This window comes from Geminocystis sp. GBBB08 (genome assembly GCF_016743215.1).
Lineage (GTDB): Bacteria > Cyanobacteriota > Cyanobacteriia > Cyanobacteriales > Cyanobacteriaceae > Geminocystis.
On the sequence record NZ_VRZC01000205.1, the window covers coordinates 1 to 5,824 of the forward strand.

The 5,824-nt window shown below is 30.8% G+C and carries 13 protein-coding genes; all 13 read right to left on the reverse strand.

Annotated elements, in window-relative coordinates; translation table 11 throughout:
* Nucleotides 1–176 precede the first annotated feature (176 nt).
* Nucleotides 177–806, reverse strand: coding sequence for a tRNA (adenosine(37)-N6)-threonylcarbamoyltransferase complex dimerization subunit type 1 TsaB (gene tsaB / locus FWJ34_RS17510; RefSeq protein WP_308256629.1), 630 nt, complete (start codon nt 804–806; stop codon nt 177–179).
* A 9-nt stretch (nt 807–815) separates the two neighbouring features.
* Nucleotides 816–1,646, reverse strand: coding sequence for a hypothetical protein (locus tag FWJ34_RS17515; protein ID WP_308256630.1), 831 nt, complete (start codon nt 1,644–1,646; stop codon nt 816–818).
* Between the two features lie 226 nt (nt 1,647–1,872).
* Nucleotides 1,873–3,027 carry a putative peptidoglycan glycosyltransferase FtsW gene (locus FWJ34_RS17520; RefSeq protein ID WP_308256639.1) on the reverse strand — a complete coding sequence of 385 codons (1,155 nt, stop codon included), beginning with the start codon at nt 3,025–3,027 and terminating at the stop codon, nt 1,873–1,875.
* Nucleotides 3,028–3,064: 37 nt separating this feature from the next.
* Nucleotides 3,065–3,280, reverse strand: coding sequence for a type II toxin-antitoxin system HicA family toxin (locus FWJ34_RS17525; RefSeq protein WP_308256631.1), 216 nt, complete (start codon nt 3,278–3,280; stop codon nt 3,065–3,067).
* A complete protein-coding gene (locus FWJ34_RS17530) occupies nt 3,280–3,519 on the reverse strand; it encodes a DUF1902 domain-containing protein (RefSeq protein WP_308256632.1) in 240 nt (79 codons plus the stop codon). Before FWJ34_RS17530 ends, FWJ34_RS17525 begins: the two co-directional genes overlap by 1 nt.
* A gap of 90 nt (nt 3,520–3,609) precedes the next feature.
* A complete protein-coding gene (locus FWJ34_RS17535; RefSeq protein WP_308256633.1) occupies nt 3,610–3,936 on the reverse strand; it encodes a type II toxin-antitoxin system PemK/MazF family toxin in 327 nt (108 codons plus the stop codon).
* Nucleotides 3,923–4,141, reverse strand: coding sequence for a hypothetical protein (locus FWJ34_RS17540; protein ID WP_308256634.1), 219 nt, complete (start codon nt 4,139–4,141; stop codon nt 3,923–3,925). Before FWJ34_RS17540 ends, FWJ34_RS17535 begins: the two co-directional genes overlap by 14 nt.
* A gap of 38 nt (nt 4,142–4,179) precedes the next feature.
* A complete protein-coding gene (locus tag FWJ34_RS17545; protein ID WP_308256635.1) occupies nt 4,180–4,404 on the reverse strand; it encodes a type II toxin-antitoxin system HicA family toxin in 225 nt (74 codons plus the stop codon).
* A gap of 1 nt (nt 4,405) precedes the next feature.
* Entirely contained in the window at nt 4,406–4,621 is a 216-nt protein-coding gene (locus tag FWJ34_RS17550) for a type II toxin-antitoxin system HicB family antitoxin (RefSeq protein WP_017295742.1), read from the reverse strand.
* Nucleotides 4,622–4,639: 18 nt separating this feature from the next.
* A complete protein-coding gene (locus FWJ34_RS17555; RefSeq protein ID WP_308256636.1) occupies nt 4,640–4,993 on the reverse strand; it encodes a type II toxin-antitoxin system PemK/MazF family toxin in 354 nt (117 codons plus the stop codon).
* Complete coding sequence (locus FWJ34_RS17560) at nt 4,966–5,187, reverse strand: hypothetical protein (RefSeq protein WP_308255703.1); 222 nt, start codon at nt 5,185–5,187, stop codon at nt 4,966–4,968. The genes FWJ34_RS17555 and FWJ34_RS17560 overlap by 28 nt, the downstream gene beginning before the upstream one ends.
* 61 nt (nt 5,188–5,248) lie before the next feature.
* Nucleotides 5,249–5,611 (reverse strand): endonuclease domain-containing protein, encoded by a 363-nt coding sequence (locus FWJ34_RS17565; protein ID WP_308256637.1) that lies wholly within the window; start codon nt 5,609–5,611, stop codon nt 5,249–5,251.
* A gap of 20 nt (nt 5,612–5,631) precedes the next feature.
* Nucleotides 5,632–5,824 (reverse strand): hypothetical protein (locus tag FWJ34_RS17570; protein ID WP_308256638.1); only part of this gene is annotated, 193 nt, incomplete at its 5' end.

A 5,824-nucleotide genomic window follows, 5' to 3' on the forward strand; every position in this document is an offset into this window, starting at 1 on the left:
CGATGAGGATAGGGAAAAGAGAAGAGGGAAGAGGGAAAAGTAATCAGAATTGATTTTAAAACTCCTAAAATTGATTTTTCCCGTTTTGTTTCATTGGTATTATTGTACTGGTGCAAGATCTGAGTATTATGTCAAAACCGTTTATTTTTATAGCTTTCTGATTAATTCAGCAACCCCTAATTATAAAAAGGGGTTAAATTTTGCCAATTATTGATAGTTAAATCTGTAGTATTTTTACTTTTAAATAAGGCAATTTCTAGTAAAGTTTCAGTGGTAAAAGCTAATTTATTTGAGGAGATTATTAACTTTAAATTATCATTACATTTTTCTTGATATTGAGTAACTAAATCTTGCCATTCTTCAAGTTTAAATAATGTATCAGGAATGATAATTGATAATTCAGTCATAGAGGATGAAAATTGATAAATAGAGCCGAAAACTTCTTCATTATTAGCTTTCATTTCTACTACTAACAAGGGATTGTTCAACTCTTTTTTACCGTAATACCAAGCTAAAGATTCTAGGGTAGAAATACCAAAAACAGGTATCTTTAATTGTTGAGCGAGAGTTTTAGCTGTAACAACTCCAATTCTGGTACTGGTGAAACTTCCGGGGCCTTTTGCAACGGCAATAAAGGTTAAATCTTGCCATGATAAGGGAGGTAAAAACTCTACTATTTTTTCATGTAAATTATTAGCTAAATTTTTTCCTAAATTCCATGAATTAAAACGATATTTTCCTTGATTATTAATAATAGCAACACCTAATTCTGGGCTAGTGGTGTGTAAAGCTAATCCTTGTTTCATTTTATTTACTTATAGTGATTTGGTTTGTGTTTTATTATTAGTTTGGGGTGATTTATTTTCAGAATTGGGTTTATTTTGGGTATTAAATTTATTAATTAATTCCTGATGTTGTTGATTTAATTTGTTAATTTCATTTTTTAAAATTTCTATTTGTAACTGATAATCTTTATCTACTTCTTCTTGATGTTTAATTTTTTCTGATAATTGTTCAGATAAAATTATTTGTTCATTTTTTAATCCTTGAATTTCATTAACTAACTCATTTTTCATAATTTCTAATTTTTGATTATTTTGAGTGAATAAATTAATGGAAATATTATTTAAGAAAAAGAAGCCAATACCAGAACCGATTAGGATTAAACTAAATGCACTAATACCCCAAATTTGATATTTATAATTATTAATTAATTGATCTAATTGTGCTAATAATTTTAAAGATTCTTGATCATCAGGTTGAATTTCTAAACATTGTTTTACCCTAAAATTAATCTGATCTTCATCTTGTTTGTTATGAGTTTTTTTCCATCTTCCTAAATAGGCATTAATTAATAAATGTAGCATAGGTAAATTAAAAGGATTAAAGGCTAAAGCCTCTTGTAACTCTGCGATGGCATCATCCCAATGACTGAGAGTGACATAACCTTTAGCCCGAATAAAATGAGCTTGGGATTGTTTTTGTGCAGAGGCGATTTCTTGATCAGTAATACCTAATTCTGAGGCAATGATTAATAATTCTTCATTAGTGGGAATTTTTTGCCCTAATTGACTTAATTCTGTGACTCGTTGAATATAAAGTTCAATAGCTTGATGAGGATTAGAAGGATTTTTAGGTTCTGTCATATCAAGTTAAAATATAATAACATTTAGGATTGCTAGATTAAGGTTAGTTTTGATTAAATATAATAAACTTATGCTACAATTGGCAGTAATAGGCAATGGGCATCGGGGCATCAGGGCAATGACTAAATTTCCTTATTCTAAATTCTTCTGGAAATAGTTATTAAAATTGATAATTTGCCATCTAAAATAGATTTTAATTTTTATTTTGCCCTCGTGTTTAATCATTTTAAGTAATTTTTTGATTGATTAAAAAGGTTTCTTGTTGATAAGTTTCGAGGGCAACTCGAATTAATAATCCGGCTAAGATACAACTACTCATAACTGAACTACCACCATAGCTCAAAAAAGGAAAAGGTAAACCGGTGGTAGGCAAAGATCCTGTATTGACTGCTATATTAAGTAAAGATTGTCCTACTAAAATAATCATTACACCCACTGCCACTAAACGTTTAATAGGATGAGTACATCTTAAGGTTACTAGAAAAGCCAACGTTCCATAAGTAATAACCATTAAAATCAAAATGATACTACCAACAAAGCCAAATTCTTCAGCGAAGATGGCAAAAATAAAGTCAGTGTATTGAAAGGGTAAATAAAACAGTTTTTGTTGTGACATTCCAAAACCGACACCAAATTCACCACCAGAGCCAATGGCGAGTAAACTTTGTACTAATTGATAACCGTCTCCTCTTGCATCTTGCCAAGGATCTAAAAATGAGATGATACGTTTTAATTGATAAGGATTAATAGCCACACTCAAAGAAGCCGTCATCATACCCATCATTGCGGTTGCCAATAGCTGTATATAAGGCAAACCAGCGGCCAAAGCCATTAACCATAAAGTCATGCCCGATAAAGCGGTTGTGCTTAAATTAGGTTGTTTTAAAATACAAGCTAAAGTAAAGGCAAAAATTCCTAACCATGTGCCTTTGATTCGCCAAGGTTGCCTTTGCCAAGTGCCAAAAATAGTTGCACCTTGTAAAACGAGAAAAGGTTTGAGCAATTCTGAAGGTTGAATTTGAATTGGGCCGATCGAAATCCATCTTTCTGCACCATTGACATTTTCTCCTAAACCGATGACAGTGCCAAGAATTAAAACTAAAATAAGGAGATAAAACCAAGGAGAGTATTTTAAAATAAATTTTAAAGGTAATTCTGTGACAATTTTGAAGCAAATTAAGCCAATTAGAATCCAAAATCCTTGACGTTTAAAATAAAACCAACCATCTTGAGATTCATCTAAACCAACGGCATAGGAAGCTGAAAATAGGGCGATTAAACCGATTAATAACCATAAAAAAGTTAACCATCGTAACAATCTTGCTTCTAAAGACCATTGATCAATATCGGGTTGGTAAAATGGGAGAAGATAACGAAAAATATCCATAGAAAAAGACAATGTTATTGAATTTAACTTTTCAGGATAACATATTAACAGTTTGTCCTAATGACTTTCTCCATCGACTTCTATTACTAATTTTAATGGAGGACAATAGAGGAATCGTTGTTTTAGCTTTTGTTTCAGGATTAAACCAAATTTCATGATCTCTTTTGGCAGTACGATAAAATTCAAATCCTAATTTATTTAATTTTTGAGTAACTTTTTGATCAGAAAAACCTGATAATCTTCCCATTATACTTCCATAAATAAAGGATATTCAAACACAGCAGGAATATCTTTAATCATATTTTTATTAGTGGTTTCTTGCTCTAATTCTAATAAAATTTTAGCCACATCTTGAGCAATTTCAATTACTTCTTCAATGGTTTTGCCTTCGGCAACTAAACCTTCTAAATCATCGCTAGTGGCAACAAAATATTCTTCTTTCTCTTCTATAAATTTTTCTATTTTTAATCTAATTAAAGTTTTCATAATTTCCTCCTTTTTAATTCTAGTCTGAGTCTAATTCCTCCTCACTAAAGCCATAATGTTGGGCTAATACTTGATCTATTTAGTCTATGGTTAAAAACCTAACCATAGTTTTAATGATTCTTCTAATTTGTTACTATCTTCTATAGTTAAAGTTCCAATTTTTTTGATAATTAATGTATGTTCAATCGTAAAAATTCCTCTTTTAAGAATACTTTTTACATTGAGCCCTGCTTGTTGCCAATCTTCTAAAATAAATTCTCCTGTCAGTAAATTTTCTGTACGACTACTTAAAGGCACTATAAAATAATCTTTTGATGTTGATGGTGTATTTATAATAATAGCAGGTCGAACTTTACTTGAAGATAAATCAGAAAAAGGATAACGAACTAAAACAACATCATTTTTAGAGTAATTCATTATAAATATCCTCCTCTGGATGTTGCCAAATTTTATCTAAATAAGATTGACTAGCTAACTGCCAAAATTGCTTTTCTTCTTTTTGATTAATGTCGTTTTCAATGCCTTCATCTTTAGCAATTTCTGTTACTAAATATTGTAATAATCTTATTTTTTCACTTTTATTAAGAGTTTTTATTTGTGGAATCATTTGCTCAATAATCATTGTTAATTTCCTCGCTTTTAATACTAATCTGAGTATATTTATAACAAGTCTAAAAATTCATAAACTGTTAAATCACAATCTCTTAAAATTTGGGCAAATAAACCCTTCCCAATGGTTTCATTTCCATGAACTGGAATGACTGTTTTTCTGCCGTCAGGATGTGCTAAAAAGTGATGACTTCCTTTAATTCTAATCACTGAAAAATTAGCTTTTGTTAAAGCCTTAATCATCTTCTTTCCACTTAAAGCTGGGATATTACTCATTTTAGTTATTAATGGCTACTCTTTGAACTCCGATAAATTCTAAGGGTTTAAATTCTTCTTTTTCTACTTCTAAACAAAGTTCAATAGCTTCTGTTATTCTCTCTAATAATTCATCCATTGTTTTTGCTTGTGTATGACATCCTTTCAAAGAAGGCACTGAAGCAACTAAATAGCCATCTTCGTCTTTTTCAATAACTACATTAAAATATTGACTCATAATTTCCTCCTTTTTAATTTAATCTGAGTCTAATTCTTTACCTGTTCGTAATAAATCAATTATCTCCGAAACAATTTTTTCCATTATTTCTGGTTTTAAATCACCAATTTTTCTGACAATTAAATTACTATTAGCTGTAAAAAGTTTACTTGGACGTGCATAACTGATAACCTTTAATGAACCATTAGAAAAATCTTGATTATTTAACTCTATTGCCCGTGAATCTGTATAGGATTTACTGGTAACTTGGCATAATATCCAATCACCATAACCAGCGTTTGCCAAAACAATAGCAGGACGTAACTTTGATTGTGACAAATCCGAAAAAGGAAAAGGAATAAGTATTACTGATCCAACTGTAGGTGTGACCATGCCTCATCCTCCTCTGGGTTTAACCAATCTTTAGCTAAAGCTGATTCACTAAGTAAAGCAGTGTCTGAAATCTCGTTGAGGGGTTTTTCTTCAAGTATAGTGACAATGGCACGTCTTGAACTAGAAAGTTTAACGGTTTCTAGTAAGTGAATTTTACCATTTTCATCGATGATAGCTTCTATGGTTTGTAACATAATTTCCTCCTTTTTAATTCTAGTCTGAGTCTAATTCTTTACCCATTTATTCCCCCCTTATTTAAGGGGGGTTAGGGGGGATCATTTCCTCAATTATTGCTACAATTCCCTCTAAATTATTTAAAACTTCTTCATTAGTAAATCTAATTACTTTTAACCCATATCCTTCTAATATTTTACTTCTTTCTAAGTCAGATTCTTGAGCATTTTCTTGATAATGACTTTCTCCATCGATTTCTATTACTAATTTTAATTGAGGACAATAAAAGTCAACAATAAAGTTATCAATAGGGCGTTGTCTATATACTCTAAATTTAAAATTTCTTAAATAATCATACCAAAGTTTTTTCTCGGCTTTGGTCATATTTTTTCTTAATTCTTTTGCCCTACTAACAAGATTTTTATTATATGGTAAATAGTTCATTTTTATCCTTCCAACTCCCCTTATTTAAGTTGATTTGATCCCCCCAAACCCCCCTTAATAAGGGGGGCTTTTTCTGTATTTACTCCCCCCTTTCTCAAGGGGGGCAGGGGGGGATCTAATTCTCTTAATACTGCATCGAATAAATAGGGAATAATGCAGTTTTTGCTAATATATTCGGTGATGTCTTCTTTGGTATAATATGCTCCCATTTGC

Excerpts from the sequence above, each read along its gene's own strand:
- tsaB (WP_308256629.1), bottom strand. The coding sequence starts at position 806 with ATGAAACAAGGATTAGCTTTACACACCACTAGCCCAGAATTAGGTGTT.
- FWJ34_RS17515 (WP_308256630.1), bottom strand. The coding sequence starts at position 1,646 with ATGACAGAACCTAAAAATCCTTCTAATCCTCATCAAGCTATTGAACTT.
- FWJ34_RS17525 (WP_308256631.1), bottom strand. The coding sequence starts at position 3,280 with ATGGGAAGATTATCAGGTTTTTCTGATCAAAAAGTTACTCAAAAATTA.
- FWJ34_RS17530 (WP_308256632.1), bottom strand. The coding sequence starts at position 3,519 with ATGAAAACTTTAATTAGATTAAAAATAGAAAAATTTATAGAAGAGAAA.
- FWJ34_RS17535 (WP_308256633.1), bottom strand. The coding sequence starts at position 3,936 with ATGAATTACTCTAAAAATGATGTTGTTTTAGTTCGTTATCCTTTTTCT.
- FWJ34_RS17540 (WP_308256634.1), bottom strand. The coding sequence starts at position 4,141 with ATGATTATTGAGCAAATGATTCCACAAATAAAAACTCTTAATAAAAGT.
- FWJ34_RS17545 (WP_308256635.1), bottom strand. The coding sequence starts at position 4,404 with ATGAGTAATATCCCAGCTTTAAGTGGAAAGAAGATGATTAAGGCTTTA.
- FWJ34_RS17550 (WP_017295742.1), bottom strand. The coding sequence starts at position 4,621 with ATGAGTCAATATTTTAATGTAGTTATTGAAAAAGACGAAGATGGCTAT.
- FWJ34_RS17555 (WP_308256636.1), bottom strand. The coding sequence starts at position 4,993 with ATGGTCACACCTACAGTTGGATCAGTAATACTTATTCCTTTTCCTTTT.
- FWJ34_RS17560 (WP_308255703.1), bottom strand. The coding sequence starts at position 5,187 with ATGTTACAAACCATAGAAGCTATCATCGATGAAAATGGTAAAATTCAC.
- FWJ34_RS17565 (WP_308256637.1), bottom strand. The coding sequence starts at position 5,611 with ATGAACTATTTACCATATAATAAAAATCTTGTTAGTAGGGCAAAAGAA.